The 15079-nt window shown below is 53.4% G+C and carries 13 protein-coding genes; 8 read left to right on the forward strand and 5 right to left on the reverse strand.

Features of this window, described 5'->3' with window-relative positions:
* Positions 1–143 precede the first annotated feature (143 nt).
* The 3 genes from EQG79_RS28130 to EQG79_RS28140 all read left to right on the forward strand — a co-directional run bounded on the left by EQG79_RS28130 (position 144) and on the right by EQG79_RS28140 (position 2090).
* Complete coding sequence (locus tag EQG79_RS28130) at positions 144–431, forward strand: hypothetical protein (protein WP_129606137.1); 288 nt, start codon at positions 144–146, stop codon at positions 429–431.
* Positions 432–543: 112 nt separating this feature from the next.
* The gene (locus EQG79_RS28135) at positions 544–1662 is read left to right on the forward strand and encodes a glycosyltransferase family protein (RefSeq protein ID WP_129606139.1); all 1119 of its coding nucleotides are present in this window, start codon (positions 544–546) and stop codon (positions 1660–1662) included.
* A 38-nt stretch (positions 1663–1700) separates the two neighbouring features.
* Positions 1701–2090 (forward strand): DMT family transporter, encoded by a 390-nt coding sequence (locus tag EQG79_RS28140; RefSeq protein WP_129606141.1) that lies wholly within the window; start codon positions 1701–1703, stop codon positions 2088–2090.
* Between the two features lie 46 nt (positions 2091–2136).
* Here EQG79_RS28140 and EQG79_RS28145 read toward each other — a convergent pair whose 3' ends face one another.
* The 5 genes from EQG79_RS28145 to EQG79_RS28165 form a co-directional block, all read right to left on the reverse strand.
* Positions 2137–3165, reverse strand: a complete 1029-nt coding sequence (locus EQG79_RS28145) for a sulfite exporter TauE/SafE family protein (RefSeq protein WP_129606143.1) — start codon at positions 3163–3165, stop codon at positions 2137–2139.
* Between the two features lie 96 nt (positions 3166–3261).
* On the reverse strand, positions 3262–4197 hold the full coding sequence (locus EQG79_RS28150) for a tetratricopeptide repeat protein (protein WP_240699481.1): 936 nt from the start codon (positions 4195–4197) through the stop codon (positions 3262–3264).
* 233 nt (positions 4198–4430) lie between these two features.
* Positions 4431–5117: a phosphatase PAP2 family protein gene (locus EQG79_RS28155; RefSeq protein ID WP_240699482.1), complete on the reverse strand. Its 687-nt coding sequence runs from the start codon at positions 5115–5117 to the stop codon at positions 4431–4433.
* Positions 5118–5287: 170 nt separating this feature from the next.
* Positions 5288–5647 (reverse strand): hypothetical protein, encoded by a 360-nt coding sequence (locus EQG79_RS28160; protein ID WP_129606149.1) that lies wholly within the window; start codon positions 5645–5647, stop codon positions 5288–5290.
* Between the two features lie 61 nt (positions 5648–5708).
* Entirely contained in the window at positions 5709–6536 is an 828-nt protein-coding gene (locus EQG79_RS28165; RefSeq protein WP_129606151.1) for a hypothetical protein, read from the reverse strand.
* A 158-nt stretch (positions 6537–6694) separates the two neighbouring features.
* Between EQG79_RS28165 and EQG79_RS28170 the strand changes: the two genes are divergently transcribed.
* From EQG79_RS28170 to EQG79_RS28190, 5 genes are all read left to right on the forward strand, one after another.
* Complete coding sequence (locus EQG79_RS28170) at positions 6695–7282, forward strand: RNA polymerase sigma factor (RefSeq protein ID WP_129606153.1); 588 nt, start codon at positions 6695–6697, stop codon at positions 7280–7282.
* A complete protein-coding gene (locus EQG79_RS28175; RefSeq protein WP_129606155.1) occupies positions 7275–8720 on the forward strand; it encodes a porin family protein in 1446 nt (481 codons plus the stop codon). Before EQG79_RS28170 ends, EQG79_RS28175 begins: the two co-directional genes overlap by 8 nt.
* 234 nt (positions 8721–8954) lie before the next feature.
* The gene (locus tag EQG79_RS28180; protein ID WP_262708640.1) at positions 8955–11396 is read left to right on the forward strand and encodes an outer membrane beta-barrel family protein; all 2442 of its coding nucleotides are present in this window, start codon (positions 8955–8957) and stop codon (positions 11394–11396) included.
* A 226-nt stretch (positions 11397–11622) separates the two neighbouring features.
* Positions 11623–12513, forward strand: coding sequence for a sterol desaturase family protein (locus tag EQG79_RS28185; RefSeq protein WP_129606159.1), 891 nt, complete (start codon positions 11623–11625; stop codon positions 12511–12513).
* Entirely contained in the window at positions 12510–15035 is a 2526-nt protein-coding gene (locus EQG79_RS28190) for a DUF5686 family protein (RefSeq protein ID WP_129606161.1), read from the forward strand. The genes EQG79_RS28185 and EQG79_RS28190 overlap by 4 nt, the downstream gene beginning before the upstream one ends.
* Positions 15036–15079: the final 44 nt, after the last annotated feature.

Here is a 15079-nt window from a genome sequence, read left to right on the forward strand (position 1 = left end):
CGGCGGATATCAAAATCTCCGTATGGCTTTTTGTGTACCTCTGATTCGTCAGCACGAATACACAGTCAGCAAAACCGCCCAGCCGGAGCCAGTAGTAGAGCGGTTAATTGAATTAACAGTCAACGTTTTAAAACAAAATCGTTATGAAAAACACAATGCTGGCAGCAATCATGGTTGCTGCTCTTTTCGCCGGAAATGCCCAGGCCCAGAGTGGCAAAGCACACAAAAAAGAGGCCGTCACAGAAGCCAAAGCCACCGTAGCCAGTGATAAGGCTGCGTTAAAAGAGCTAAAGTCAGATCGCAAAGATGACAAACTGCGTGGAGACCGGCAGGCGTTGAAAGCAGACCGAAAACGCACGTTCAAGGCCGACAAGAAGCTGCTGAAAGACGAGGTTAAGAAAGACGCGGCTGTCATTAAAGAGAAGCTGTAATCATCCATTCCCGAACGGGCCGGCTTAGAAACCGGCCCGTTTTTCATTCACCTACACGCATCAGCAATTCACACCTGTTTGGTAGTCCAATACCAGACAAGATTCGTATTCTATGCGCCTTTTATTCATCGTGCAGGGCGAAGGCCGAGGCCATTTGACACAGGCTATTTCGCTGGCACAATTGCTTCAGGAAGCTGGTCATGAGGTTATAGGTGCCTGGGTCAATGTGGCAACAGGACGGCCCGTTCCATCTTTTTTCGTCGAGCAGTTCACCGCCCCGATTACCGCCTTGCCCGGACCGGCACTCGTCTATGATCCGCAAACCAACGCCCTCGATCTGAAAACGACAATACGGGGTATTATTCGACAACTGCCAACGTTCCGTCAAAGTGTTCGTCAACTCAGAATGGCTATCCTGACCGAGAAGCCGGATATTGTCGTCAACTTTTTTGAACTACTCGGTGGCCTCACTTATGGGCTGTACCGGCCCTCCACGCCAATGGTCTGCGTAGGGCATCAATGCCTGGCGTTTCACGATTCGTTCACGTTTCCAAAAGGCAGTTGGTTCGACAAACTGTTATTCAAAGCATTGGTCCGTCTGAACAGTTGGGGCGCAACCGAGCTTTTCGGCCTGTCGTTCGACCAGCAAACCGACGTACCCAGACGTCGGTTGCGTGTAATGCCTCCCCTGCTGCGACGAGAGCTTACCGCCTGCCGTATCCAAGATGACAGAACGGACTGCTGCCCCTACGTACTGGCTTACACCACGCAACCCGGCTTGGTGAGCGAGGTGCTGGAAGCACACCGACAATGCCCGGAGATGGTTGTCCATTACTTCAACGCCACGACGCAGCAAACCCAGGAGCAGGTGGACAACCATCTCTATTTTCACCGCATCGACGGCATTCGCTACCTGAAGTACATGCAGCACTGCGAAGCAGTAGTAACTACAGCCGGATTTGAATCCGTTTGTGAAGCCCTTTACTTAGGCAAGCCCGTGCTGATGATGCCGCAACCTAATCACTACGAACAGGCTTGCAACGCACTCGACGGGCAGCGGGTGGGCGCGGGGTTGGCGGCTAATCGCTTTGACCTGCGTCGACTGCTGACGTACCTGCCCACGCATGACCACTCGGTGAGCAATCGGTTTAAAAACTGGTATGCCAGTGGCGAATGGCGGTTTGTGATTGCCCTACAACGTCTTATTCCGCCGACTAACTCGGCCACCTGAGCTAATAGGTGTCGGAACCGACACAACTCAACTGATCTATGAACACATCCCTCCTGTCGTGGTTATGTCTGCTTGGTGCTGCTTTTTGTGAGATGGCCTGGACGTACTCGCTGAAATACATTGATCTGCCTGCTCTTAAAACACTCCGGTGGGCAACCCTGTACCGCTCCGACGGCGGCATGGCTGTGCTGTGGCCCTGGATTGCCTACATCGTGTTTGGTGTCGTTAACTCGGTGTTGCTGGCCATTGCCATGCGAACCATCCCAACGGCGATGGCTTTTGCCGTATGGATGGCTACGTCGCTCATCATCCTCAAAGTAACGGATGTGCTGTGGCTAAAGGCAGGTTGGTCATTTACCGAATTGTTTTTCGGGTTCGTCATCATCGTTGGTATTGTTGGCCTGAAATGGGCCGGGTCAACTCACTGAGCTAACTCCTACGAACAGTACCTGATATAGAAACCTACCTAACTCACTAAAAATCATACTTTTCTAATTTTCCCCCACGAAAGATATAAGCCTCATAACTGTGTCGGTCAATGCCGTATACTTCTTCGAGGAACACTTTATCTGCCCCTCGACTAAGTGCATTCACGTGAGCCTGCTTATCGGGCGGCAGTTCGGAGAGTTTAATGCTACGCTCAAACTCGAATCCCTCATCGTATTCAAACTCCAGGGCGAATAATTGTTTACGCCATTGAAGTTGAGTTTCAAGACCATCAGAGAAAGGCGCGTAATCAATGTCAACACCGTTCTTGTTGACAACCTGCGCCGATGCTTCGGTAAATAAACTGAGTCCCGACACGACCATAGCGGCATAGCCGACCCGACGGAAGAGACTCTCACTCAGCCGGGGGAGCAGCCACTTCATGCCCCAGGAAGACACAAAAGCGGCTACGGCAATCACGGCACCAAACGTTAACGCCTTGCCCGTCAACAGGCCAAACGAAGCGTACAACGCTAATTTCACTACGTGCAGTAGAACTTCGTTCGCGGCTCGTGTGGCAACAATCTCTTCCTTCTGTAACCCGTAGCGCAGGTAAAACCGATTGAATAATAAGCCAACAGCCCCCGTTAACCCGGAAACGAAACCCGCAGCCGCCCCAATGATTGCCAGGTAACCTTTGGGCAGCGGATGCGTAGTCTCCAGTTCGGCGGTTGAGCGGAAAATTAAGGGCAGGTTAGCCATTAGGAACAAACCCATCAGCAGTTCGAGGTATAGCGGGTTAATGTAACTGAGTAGCCGGGCACCCAACCACACGGCGGGCAGGGCCGGTGGCACAAACCAAATCACGACATCCCACCGAATACGCGACCAGAAAGCGACAATCCGGGAGGCCGAACTGGAAACAGTGCCGATTGACAGGGCAGCCGGAACCTGTGCGCCTGGTACGATAGAGCCTAAAACAGGTAACAGCAAAAGACCGGCCCCTCCGCCACAAACAGCACTAAGCGAGAAGGCCAACAGGGCACAGCCAAATAATAACAGACCAGAGGCAATCATCTATGTATCGAAAAACTTGTCAAGTTGGCGATACGTATCAACTTGTTTCGCCAACCAATCGTACAACTGCGTGAAAATTGAGTTGATAGTTATTTCTTACTTTAGGTACTGTTTTGCTTCTGTGCTCAGAATCGGATATTCAGCCAGATCAAGGACTTTTTTGTAAAATAGCCGCGCTTGTTGCGGTTGATTGGTCCGAGCGGCCACCCGCGCCCGTACGGCGTAGGCCCACGCTTGGTAAGCTTCATCTTTAGGCTGCTTTTGCAGGGCAGTTTGAGCCAGGGTATCCGCTTCGGTCAAAGCTCCCTGCGCCAATTTTAGTCGTGCCATCAATAGCAGACCAATTTGCCGATAAAAAGGCTGCCAAATAGTCAACACGCTGTCGATTAGTGGAATGGCTTGCGTTAGTCGCCCTGCATGTAACAGCACCTCGGCATATCGTACTACGAAGAAAGGGTTGTTCGGATACTGCTTGGTCAGTTGTGCCAGATATGGCAACGCTTCCGAAGCGCGGTTCTCATAATCGGCCAGGATGTGGGTAAGGTAGAGTGTGGCCTCCACCTGCGAAAACAACGATTGCTTCGAGGCTATTCCCAACTGAGCCAGCCCATTTTGCTTGTCGCCGGAGCGCATAAACCAAACCAACGGTTTATAAACCGGGTGCAGTTCAGGATATTCTTCGCGGTAATAATCGTACAGCCCCGACGACAAACTAAAATCGGGATATTGCTGCCGATAGGCCCGCCCCTTTTGAAGGTAGCTATACGCCTTTTTAGCGTAACCTACCGACTTAAGCGTTTGGTGATCAAAATACGCCATGCGCGTAAGCATCGCTTCCGTCGTGAAATAAGTGAATATCAGTTCGGGATCATCAGGCCGCTTGTCGAGTTGCGTTTGCGTTTCGTCCGCCGTTTTTTCGAGCAGGCTCACCAACTGCCCCCGTAACCGGTCGTCGGTGCGGGCAGGGAACCATTGCCAGTGCAGCCGAACCGCCCGAAGTAAATCCACGGCGGGATGATGGGCCGTTTGCATATCCAACCGATTGATTAGCCCGTCTGCCTGATCTGGATTATTGTTATAGATTGCCTGTAGGGTTTGCCGAACCAGCGTTTGCTGGGCTGCCATAGGGCCGATGCCGACTGACTGAGCTAACAAACTACCCGTCCACAGCAAACAACACCCTACGATGGCAAGCCGCCATTTATTGATCAGCGCGAATAGCGTCATAACGATAGTAGAAAGACCCGGTACTAACCGGGCAGCACTTAATTGGTTAATGAACGTCGGTTTCGACGCCGGGTCAGTTTCCGTTTGACCCAGGGATACACGTGGTAAGCGGCTTCGGCAGATAGTAAGCCAATACCGGCTCCAACCAGCACGTCCGAAATCCAGTGTTTATCATTCACCATACGGAGGTACCCCGTCGAACCGGCCATTGCGTACCCGGCTATCGGGATCAGTACGTTGGTTTGCCCAAACTCCCGGTCGAGAACACCAGCCCCGGCAAACGCAAACGACGTATGGCCCGACGGGAACGACTGGTTGTTGGACCCATCGGGCCGAACGTACCCGGTGGTTTGTTTCAATCCGAATGTCACGGCCCCGGCAATGGCATTGGCCGTCAGCCACAAACCAGCCCGGTCGAATGGGGTAGAGCGACCTTTGACACCCGCAGCCGTTAACCCAGCCAACAACGCGCTGGGACCATACGACAAATAATCGTCGAGGTGGGTGCGGTAGCCATTGACGTGATCCTGAATTTCGCCCCGTACCCGAAACCGATTGAAAGCGTGGTTGTCGGAAAGCGTGTATAAGCCCGTGCCGATGAACACTGAGGGGATAACCAACCGGGCAACTGATAGCCGGGGCGGGTGTTCCGGCGACCCGTTTGGCAGTGAATCGGACTGGGCTGAACTCTGGAGTGTCCAGCCGGTGAGAATGAGTAACCACAACAGCCGAGGGTACCAGACTTGGCTCAGCTTTGACTTAACTGGAAAAATCATAACGTTGAGTAGATACAAACTGGGGCAAGGTTCGCTCCCGAATCTGTAGGAAAACTGATGACATCTTAACGTACCCACCGGACGTATCCCTATTCGGGAACGACACCGGGCGTTGTCAATCAGTTTAAATGAACGGCTCCAAAGGCAATGAGTGTGGGGGCATAGTTGGTCGGTGGTAATTTCTCGGCTAACCGAGCAGGGAGCGGACCGTAGTAAGCCTCAGCATCGTAGGCTTCGGGCAGGCGCAGAATGACGTGAATGAGCAGGTCAAATACATCGGTCAAATGTTGAGCGGTATCAGCCGGAAACGTCAGACCCGTAACTAAGGCAATATCGGCAAGCACCTGTTCGAGCTGCCAATCGGTCAGTCCCAGATCCCGGCGAAGGTCGCTGAAAAGTTTGACGCGCCAGGTCGCAATCCCTGTGCGTTTGTGCAGGATACGCCGTAGGGTTCGGATGCTGAAAGTCGGGGGTATCATACACGATTGGGGAAAACAGTAGGAACCGATTCGCGCTCAACAAATCGGTTCCTGAATCTGGTTAGAACGTCAACACGGCTCCAAGTCCAACACCCCGACGGCTGGGTACAAACCGTAAGGTTGTAGCGGCCCGACCGTTGTAGCGATCAGCCGCCCGGCGAAATTGCACCCCGGCCCGGTGGTTCAACCAAAGTGACGTAGCCCCCAGCAGTACCCCGCTCCCTGTCAGGACAGCACCGACTACCACTTCATCGCCATGCCCATCATTGCTGTTCTCGCCGGAGGTGTTGGTATCGGTTGGGTCATTATCTCGGCCCTGAGACTCGTTGCCCATGCCGTCATGGCCCCCTCCGCCTTCACCGGCTACCAGTAAGCCCACACCCGTCCCAATCAAGGCCACGGCAGGAATAGCCGTGACGACTGACCAGGTACGTAGCGAACGACCTTTATTGAAGCTTGTGAGCGCGTCAGGCTGGTTGTAGAGTAACGACTTGACCTCTGCGTTACCCAGTCGCTGCCCATTGGCAGCATAGAAGTGGCTGAATAAACCCCCTTTATACCGCAGCCCGTCCATGCCTATAGGTGCCAACTTAGTGGCCGTCGAAGCTGCATCTGACTTGGTCATTGGTGATGGTTTGCTAAGTAACGGTCCGCTGTTGGTGCCAAATGAATCTTTGCTGCCATTGGCATACTTAATCAGCAGTACGTCGCGGAGCGGAGCCGAATAAACGGGGCCTTCAGGATTAGATGCCTTGCGGTATTTCAAGTCGGCTTGGTTGACTTCCAGCACTTTAGCGGAAATTTCCTCGCCGTTTCGGAGAACGATGTTGTCCTGGGCGTAAGCGAATGTGGCCGTCAGGAGGGTGGCCACCAGAGTAAGTACACGCATTGATTTGATCGGTTAGATGCTCATGATTGATTAGCAGAAAGGCATACGGCATTGTGGACCTGCGCCGTTGCCTGATGGGTAGCCTGAAAATTTATTTTTTTCGGAGGCAACGGCGGCTGGCGATAGTTCCGTAGGATACTACGGTTAGTAATCCCCTGATGCCTGTGCTATTTCGACGAAGTAAAAACCTCGCTCTGCCCGACATTCTTGACGGTTGTCGTCGCGAAAAACCGGCGGCTCAGAAGCAGTTGTTTGAGGCTTACTACAGCTTCGGCGTGAGTATCTGTCTGCGTTACGCGGGTAGCCGGGAGGAAGCCGAGGAGATGTTCGATGATGGCTTTCTGCGGGTGCTCAACAAGATAGCGTATTACGACCCGGAGCAGCCGTTTGATGCCTGGTTTCGGACGGTCATGGTGCATTCGGCCATTGACCACTACCGGCGCAACAAATCCCCGTTGACCTATACGGACATCGACGAAGCCTATGACGTGGGGGAGTCTGACAACCTGCTCGAACAAATGGCCGCCGACGAAATTATGGCGGTGGTTCAGCAGTTACCGCCTGCTTACCGTACCGTTTTTTCATTGCACATAGTGGATGGGTATTCCCATCCCGAAATTGCCCAGATGCTGGGAATTCACGAAGGAACATCGCGCTCAAATCTGGCTAAAGCGCGCCAGAAACTACAGGAATTGCTTATGGATTGGACCACTACACGTTCAGTAAACCGACGAAACTATGTCTAACGAACGTTTCGACCGACTGATGAAACAAAATCTGGAATCGGTCAGGCCGGGCTATCAGCCAAGTGCCTGGAGCCGCTTTCGGAAACGCCTGCCTTTGGGCTTTTGGGCCAGCTTACTACCCTACGGTGGCTGGGTACTCAGTGCCTTGATGCTGACGGGCTGGATGACCACCCTCTACACGCTAAACACGAATCAGCTGGTGATTAAGCAGCTAACCAAAACGCTGCCTGTACGCACCGAATCGGTTAACCTAACTCCCGCTCCGTCAGCACCGGCAGCACCGGCAGTGTCCACCCACCGGGTAGATACGGTATATGTTGTACAGCGCACGGTGGTTGAGCATCGCTACATACGTGAACGGGAGGCTAACGTGCAGATTAGCGGGAATCAGGAAAGCAATCAGGTACGTTCAAGCAACGACCCAGCTAATCGCCGGCAGAGTCGGTCTGAACGGCAAGCTGATAGCGCACGGTCAGGTGGTATTTTAGAAGAGTCAAAACCCTTGGCGGCTCCCCATCCAACGACCAGCGACACAGACAAACGGGATCAACCAAGCTGGAGTAATACCAGCGGAAGCAGGCCAGACAAGCCAGGCTCAGGTGATGTAATCTCCAGCAATCAGGCGCGTCAAATTCTACCATCGCCTACCAAGGGGTCCATAGTTGATTCGGCGAACCGGGTTATTACCGAAGCCACAGCGGCCATTCCCGTTGATTCAAACCAAACCCTGAACGGCAGATCCACGTTGACCAAAGTCGATTCAGTGACTCAGAAACCGGCTAAACCGGAAGTCATCCCTTCGGCGTCAGAACCGGCCAAGGAAAGCCGTCCGCCGTTCCGGTTGTCGTCGTTACAGCCTCGCATTGGCATTGAAACGGGAGCCACGTTGGATGGCGTGGGCGTTGGACCGGCCATTGAGTTCTTCCCAACTGAAAATCTTGGCCTGTCCGTGGGTGTGCAGGCTTCGCAGTTACAACTCGAAGAACACAAAGAACTAAGGGATTTCAACGCGGCAACGGGGGCGGAGTTTATAGAGAAGTACCGTGCCTTCTTGCCAGCCCAGTACGATCAGATTAAGGATATTTCGGTACGTACCTCGTTGGTTAGCTTACCTGTGAACCTAAAGTACTACGTACCCCTGCGCCGAAATTGGTCGCTGCTTTTTCAGACCGGAACCAGTTTCGACATAGCCGCTTATCAACAAGTACGTTACGAAAGTTATTATCAGGGGAACGAACAGTATCATTCGTTTGAGGTGGATGCTCAACCGCGCTTCTTCCACAACTTCATGTTTGGGGCTGGGGTACAGTATCGACGTCCGCGCATCTCGGCTCAGTTAAGCCCGTACTACCTCTACGATTTCCGAAGCATCGTTAACACCCCGGCGGGCAGCAACGTGGGCATCAAAGCATCGGTCTGGCTGGATCTGTTCAAGTGAGCTGATCCAATGAGAAAACTATCTGTAGCACGAAACTACAGTAGGTACTCACGCATCAAAACAGGCTTCTTGATGGGTAAAGCAAGCCATTCGGCTTGGTTATCTTGACTGGTCAGCGCACAGCCCGTTACGTTTGTGCGTAGGTGTCAGATTTGCTTCAGATTTCAGCAGAACCTTTGTGGCATCTTGGCGCGGTCAACCCGGTTGATCTGGCCCTTCTAAATGCCGTTTCTGATGAATACTCGTTCTTTACTCCTACTCAGCGCATTTGTACTACCACATTGCCCGGCTTGGGCGCAGCTCACCGGACAAGTAGTAGATGCCAGCACCCGGCAGCCAATGCCTTTTGCTTCTGTGGCTGTCTGGCAAAAAAATGGTCACGACAGCACCTTGCTGGGTGGTAGTCAGACTGACACGTCGGGCCGTTTCGTCGTGACTAACCTGCCCTCTTCGCCGGTGTGGGCCAACGTTTCCTTCATGGGCTACCAGGCTGTTCGTCAGCGGGTGGTACTGTCGGGTACGCCGGGGCGGGCCGATTTGGGTACGGTTACTCTTCTCGCTGATGCTCATTTGTTGAATGAGGTGAAAGTGATGGGCGAGAAAGCCGACCTGACCATGAATGCCGAAAAGCGGGTGTTCAACGTTGGCAAGAATCTCACCAGTTTGGGCGGGACCGCCGAATCGCTGCTACGTAACGTTCCTTCGATCAATCTGGATGAAGGCGGCAATCCCAGTCTGCGCGGCCTGGCTACGACCATCTACGTCAACGGCAAACCCACTCAATTGACCCTGGCCCAGATTCCGGCCAACCAGATTGAGTCGGTGGAGTTGATTACAAATCCTTCTGCCCGGTACGATGCCTCCACATCGGGCGGGATCGTCAACCTTGTTTTGAAAAGAAACCGGGAGCCGGGATACAACGGAATGGTCAGTGTCGGGGTTGGCAACAACCACCGATACGATGCTACGGCTAACATCGACTGGCACGAAGGCAAGTGGAACGTGACGGGTCTTTACAGTCTGAACGCTACGCAGAATCCCCTAACCGGCCATGTGAACCGCGTTAATCGGCTGGCTGGTTCGGGAGTGCCGACCAGTTATTTCGACCAGAACACGCTGATCAACCTGAACAACCGGTTCCAGAACAGCCGCGTGGCGATAGACTATGCAGCCGACAAACGAAACGTTTTTTCGCTGGCCGGTACATTGGCGAGCGGGGCATTCAACACCGTCTCGGCCCAGCAGTACACGTACCGGGATGGGGCTGGCAACCGCACCGGCTACGGGAGTCGTGACCTTGACCCACAGAACAATTTTACGAACCTGGGGGCCGAGTTTGACTGGAAGCACAGCTTTGCCCGCAAAGGACAAGAGCTTATCCTCATGACCTCGTTGACTCGAAACCGGGTATCGAACGCGGCCAATTGGCTAACCACTTCCTTCAACGCGGACGGAACGAGTCAGCCTACGTACCCCGAACGAGACCGCATCGACGGACGCACCATCGGGAATCAATACTTGGTTCAGTTGGATTACGTCCACCCCCTGAGCGATTCGGCCAAGTGGGAGTTTGGGGTACGTAGCTTCACCTATAATCGTGATACCCAGTACTTTTTTAATCAGTTGCTTGAGGGCAACAGCACGTATGCCCTTTTACCTACCTACTCCCAAAACGCCGACATCCGGGAAACGGTCAATGCCGCCTACGCCCTCTACACCCGAACGCTTCGGAGTGGCATTACTATCCAAGCAGGTCTGCGACTGGAACAATCGAGTTTGCACGGCCTCTCGCGCTTTGATGGCACCCGTTTTGGCTACGATTACCCATCCAGAACGGGGCAAAATCTCTTTCAGTCATTTTTTCCCTCCTTCTCGGCGACCAAAAAACTTAGTGAGACTTCCGAATTAGGCCTGAGCCTCAGTCGTAAGGTGGGTCGTCCCAACTTCCGACACGTATTCGTTGGTATCCAGGCGAATGATCGGCAGAACATTACCATTGGTAATCCAGCCGTGCGGCCTGAGTTTGTCAACACCGCCGAACTGACCTACACGCACACGAAGGGGTCACTGCAATGGCTGGCGACGGCTTACTACATCTACGAAGACCACACGATCAAACCATTTACGCAGCCCTCAGCGACTGATTCAACGATCCTGGTTACGACGTTCATCAATGTGAAAGCCGATATCCAATACGGGCTTGACCAAACGCTCAAGCTCGATCTGGGTCGTCGGTTAAGCCTGATCGGTAACCTGAACCTGCGCAACTTTACTATTCAGTCGGAAACACTCCAGAATCAATTGTGGGTGTACAATGCCAAGCTGAATCTGACGTACCGGTTCCCCGCCAACATCACGGCGCAGGTAGGTGCTTTTCGCGACAGCCGGGGCGTGTCGCTACAGGGCTATCGGCAAGCAGTCAACTCGATGGACGCGGCCCTCCGCAAGAGTTTTATGCAGAACCGGGCCAGCGTAGTCTTTTCCGTCAACGACGTGTTTAATTCACGCCGGTTTATTACTACCTACGAACAGCCGACCATCTTTCAATCGTCGATGAACCGGCGCGAAGTGCGGTTCTACAAAGTGACGCTCCAGATGCCGTTGGGCCGACCGGGCGCAACCTCCCGGCGCAATGGGCGCAAACTCGAACGCCCCGACGTTGATTTTAGCAGCTAAGCGGCACCCCATTGCTCAAGCGGGGCTGTCTTTATCCACCGGCAAATGCCGGATGGTGAAGACAGCCCCCGTTTTTTTGGTGTCAGTTTTATCCTTGATGAAGGCAGCGGTTGAGGGCATTTTGCCCGTATGCAATTGGGAAGGCAAACAGGCTTGAGGCCCTGGCTCAAGTTCAGATTGCCCACAGAAACGCTTTCCACCTTTGCGGAGGCCAAGCCCCAATTCAATGCAATCGCTGATCCGCTATTTTGCCAACGTACCTGATGTACACCGGGTGCTGTTGCTGACTGTATCCATCGCCTTCTTCTGGTGGTTAGAACATGCCAAATCGCTCGTAGCGACTGGCCGTTCCTGGCACCATGCCCTGACCAATGCTACGTTTGTTTTCACCGGGGCTATCGTCCAACTTTTCTTTGGCTATGCGCTGCTAAATACGCTTAACTGGACAGCCCATCACCATTGGGGCCTGGTACGTCTCCTACCGGTAGACCAACACCCTGTGTTAGATTTCGCGCTGTCGTTTCTGCTGCTTGATCTGCTGGAATACACTTACCACGTATTCATGCACCGGTACGGCTACCTATGGCGGTTTCACGCCGTTCACCACGCCGACCCGGCAATGGACGTATCGACGGTCCTGCGGGAACACCCCGGTGAAACGGCCATCCGGCTTGCCTTCCTGACGGTTTGGGTGTTCATCAGTGGCATTACGTTTTGGGCACTTATGGCTCGGCAGTTCATTCAGATCGTCTCGAACGTGGCGGCTCATGCACACCTCCGCTTGCCCGAACAGCTCGACCGAGTACTAAGCTGGGTGCTGGTGACGCCCAACATGCATCACGTGCATCATCACGAAAAGCAGCCCTACACCGATAGCAACTATGGCGATGTACTGAGCATCTGGGACCGATTGTTCAGCACCTTCCGCCGGATGCGGGCCGAACAGATTGTGTTTGGGCTGGATACCGTCAACGAGCCAGTGGAGGGCGTATCGTTCGGTCACCTGCTCATGCAGCCCTTTCAAGGACGACCTACGCCAAAGTCACCCGACAGTATTCCCTTTTCGCAGCCTGCTTCGGCACATTCGATGGCCGGTATAACCAACATTGACGCATGAAAAACATTCTTTGGTGCTGCCTGATAAGCTGGATTTTCTGGCCGGGTTTTACCTGGGCGCAGACAACTGCACCCAGCGCGGTCACCCTAATCGTACGCATCACTGAAACAGGAACGGGCAAGCCGGTCTCCTTTGTCAGCGGCTATCTGAAACGCGGACGCAACGGCAATACCGCCGACGAAAACGGGCTACTACCCCTGTCTATCAAGCAACTACCCGACACGTTGCTGCTTTCTGAAGTAGGGTATGAACCGGTTACGGTACCAATTGCTGCCCAACCTACTAAACCCCTACTTATCAACATGCGAACAGTAACGGGTCAGTTAGACGAGGTGGTGGTGACGGGCTATCGCGATCCGGGCAAGGCTCTGATGAAGAAGGTTATAGCTAACAAGCGAACCAACGACCCACAACGGCTGACCCGCTGGACGCGTACCAATTACCTTCGCACGGAGGTGGACATAGAGAACCTCTCGGCCAACCAGAAACGTAAGCTGCTCACTACCATGTTAAAGGTGTATCAGCAGTTTCAAAACGATTCGTCAGCACGTACCTCGCTTCCTATCTTTTTCCGCGAACAGTACCGGAAAGAATACCACATCCGCTCCCCACAAAGTGACGCGGCTTACTTGGTTTCTGAGCAAAATCTGGGGCTGCAAACGGATGAAATAGGACAACGACTTGACCGATTCAATGAACCGGTTAATCCATACGACGGTATTATCCCGATCCAGAAAACGTCCTTTGTTGGCCCCGTGTCGGATATCGGTCTTGCTGTATATCAGTTTGACAAACCCGATACGCTGATTGATGCCGGGAAATACAGCTACCGATTAACCTTTCGGCCCCGTAGTGCCACCGAGAACGGATTCGTAGGCAGTATGCTGATTGAGGATGGGTCTTACGCCATCCGGGAGGTGAACATTCGCACCAATGCTGGGGCGAACCTCAATTTTATCCGTTCCCTTTCTATTCAACAGACGTACCTGCCCATTGACGATTCAGAGCGCGGAACCGTCTGGGTGTTGATTAAAAACGCGCTTCGCTACGGGTTTGAAAACGGGCTTGGGCTATTGGGATTGCCTACCCGCATTGACTCGACGAGCCGCACAGTCACTATCCAGAGCACAAGCGTGTATGGCAATTACCGGGTCAATCCAGAAGGCGTTACGGCCACCAACTTCGCCCTCGCCGAACAAACCACGCCCTCAGCCGCGACATTTACGGATGCCTACCGGCTCAGTCCGCTGACCATCCGGGAGCGGGCTATCTATCAGGCGGTTGATTCGCTTAAGAACAACCGGCAGTTTCGCAATACAACCCGGATGGCGGCTTTTATAACCACCGGTTACTGGGATGTTCGTAACAAGATTCGGTTCGGTCCATACAGTTCCCTGTTTAGCTCCAACCTAACCGAAGGGTTACGCATTCGGACGGGCATCTGGACAATGGAGGGTTTCGACCCGCGTTGGTGCTTGTGGGGGTACGTAGCCTATGGCACCCGCGACCGTCGGTTCAAAGAAACGGTTGGTATCAAGTACGTACCCAATCGAAGCCCTTACCAGAAGTATGAACTGACGCTAAAGAATGACTACGATGCACTGACGGCTAATGACGACATGCTGGACAACGACAACCTGTTCACGCTGGCCCTCCGCAAACCGATCCCGGTATACCAGAATTTCTTGCGTCAGGTACGCTTTGCGCACGAACGGGACCTTAGTCCGCTGTGGTCGGTGAAGACGTACTACAGCTATGGGTCGATGACCCCTACGTTTAAGTTCAGTTACGCGCCATCTGACGAGACCGTCAATGTGGCCGACTCATCGGTGTCGTTGCTGAATACGCTCTATAATTCAGAAGCGGGGGTTACGTTTCGGTATGCCCGTAACGAGCGAACCGCCCTTGTGAACTATGATAAGTTGCGGCTGTACACCCGTTTCCCGGTCTGGCAGTTTCACGCAGCGGCAGGCCTGCCCCTTTACCGAAACACTTATTTCGATTACTGGAGACTAAGCACCAGCCTGACTCAAGAGATGCCCGCCCCGCTCAAAGGTTCGTTTTATTATAACCTGACGGGTGGCGTTGTTCTGGGCACGGTTCCGCTACTGCTGCTACATATCCCGCGCGGCAATCCAAACTACGTGGCCGATAAGTACGCCTTTTACGGCATGAGTCCCTACGAATTTGCCGCCGACCGCTACGTGAGCCTGCTTACGCGCTATTCGCTGGGCGGGTTGATCCTGGACCGGATACCGCTACTCAACAAACTCAGCCTTCGGGAGCGGGTAACGGCTAACCTGTTCTGGGGCAGCCTAAGCGGGGCCAACCGCGATTTCAACAAGATCAACACCTTCCGCACTACCGGCTCCGTACCCTACGCGGAAGCGGGCGTAGGCATTGAGAACATCCTAAACCTCTTCTCCATTGATGCCATTTGGCGGCTTAATTACCTCGACGGTGCAGACGCGGCCCGTAGTACCCGATTTGGCATTTATACCGGCCTCAAACTTCAGTTCTGACTTGGGTACGATTTGTATGTACAAGCTGAGTTGAGGCAATGAGC

It is taken from the genome of Spirosoma sordidisoli (genome assembly GCF_004138325.1).
GTDB classification, from domain to species: Bacteria; Bacteroidota; Bacteroidia; order Cytophagales; family Spirosomataceae; genus Spirosoma; species Spirosoma sordidisoli.

Coding starts and splice junctions, on each gene's coding strand:
- EQG79_RS28130 (WP_129606137.1), top strand. CDS start 144: ATGAAAAACACAATGCTGGCAGCAATCATGGTTGCTGCTCTTTTCGCC.
- EQG79_RS28135 (WP_129606139.1), top strand. CDS start 544: ATGCGCCTTTTATTCATCGTGCAGGGCGAAGGCCGAGGCCATTTGACA.
- EQG79_RS28140 (WP_129606141.1), top strand. CDS start 1,701: ATGAACACATCCCTCCTGTCGTGGTTATGTCTGCTTGGTGCTGCTTTT.
- EQG79_RS28145 (WP_129606143.1), bottom strand. CDS start 3,165: ATGATTGCCTCTGGTCTGTTATTATTTGGCTGTGCCCTGTTGGCCTTC.
- EQG79_RS28150 (WP_240699481.1), bottom strand. CDS start 4,197: ATGCAAACGGCCCATCATCCCGCCGTGGATTTACTTCGGGCGGTTCGG.
- EQG79_RS28160 (WP_129606149.1), bottom strand. CDS start 5,647: ATGATACCCCCGACTTTCAGCATCCGAACCCTACGGCGTATCCTGCAC.
- EQG79_RS28165 (WP_129606151.1), bottom strand. CDS start 6,536: ATGCGTGTACTTACTCTGGTGGCCACCCTCCTGACGGCCACATTCGCT.
- EQG79_RS28170 (WP_129606153.1), top strand. CDS start 6,695: ATGCCTGTGCTATTTCGACGAAGTAAAAACCTCGCTCTGCCCGACATT.
- EQG79_RS28175 (WP_129606155.1), top strand. CDS start 7,275: ATGTCTAACGAACGTTTCGACCGACTGATGAAACAAAATCTGGAATCG.
- EQG79_RS28180 (WP_262708640.1), top strand. CDS start 8,955: ATGAATACTCGTTCTTTACTCCTACTCAGCGCATTTGTACTACCACAT.
- EQG79_RS28185 (WP_129606159.1), top strand. CDS start 11,623: ATGCAATCGCTGATCCGCTATTTTGCCAACGTACCTGATGTACACCGG.
- EQG79_RS28190 (WP_129606161.1), top strand. CDS start 12,510: ATGAAAAACATTCTTTGGTGCTGCCTGATAAGCTGGATTTTCTGGCCG.